Annotated in this window: 1 protein-coding gene; it reads right to left on the bottom strand. The window is 24.8% G+C overall.

Annotated features, from left to right (window positions below; genetic code table 11):
- Positions 1 to 61 precede the first annotated feature (61 nt).
- A partial coding sequence (locus AMN83_RS00290) for a sulfotransferase domain-containing protein (protein WP_075503404.1) occupies positions 62 to 632 on the bottom strand: 571 nt, incomplete at its 5' end.

Below are 632 nucleotides of genomic sequence, written 5' to 3'. Positions count from 1 at the left end.
TTCAGAGTTGAAAGGAGGAATATTTCCTTCACACGGAACACATTTTTTATTTGCCAAATCATCACTCATAAAAATAATTTAATTCTTTTAATTCTTTTTCAAATTTTTTATTCAATTTTTCTTTTATATCAGAAGGTAATAATTTCTGCCATCGATTATTAAAACCTAAATTAAAAAAATTAATAATTTTACCTGTTTTCTTCGAAGATACCTTTTCTTCAAAACCCTCATTTAACTCTTTATTTTTAAGATTTGAAAAATTTGTAGATTTAATTGAATTTAAAAATTTTTTCTGATTTAAATCAGTTCCCTTTCCTTTTAAATTATTTACAAAATTGACAACAGTTTCAAATACATTTTCCTTATTTTTTTCTATATCCTCATATTTTATAAATAAGGTCTTAAATTTTTTATTGTTTTTCCAGGACTGATAATGATTTGACCAAGAACTAAGATAAGTAAAATTACTATGATCGAGTTCAAAGGATGTTTCTAAAAGCGAAGAATTTTCATCTATCATATGAGAGTAAGCCTCTTCGTAGGATAAATCATAGTGATGTGTTAATGAAGTAATAACATTTCTTGGATCTCTAACTATATAAATAGCTCCTAGCGTTTCATTCTCTGTTGTA

Source organism: Candidatus Pelagibacter communis, from assembly GCF_001180025.1.
GTDB lineage: Bacteria > Pseudomonadota > Alphaproteobacteria > Pelagibacterales > Pelagibacteraceae > Pelagibacter > Pelagibacter ubique_A.
Note: the sequence above shows the minus strand (reverse complement) of the source record. Positions and strands in the feature narration are given on the sequence as shown.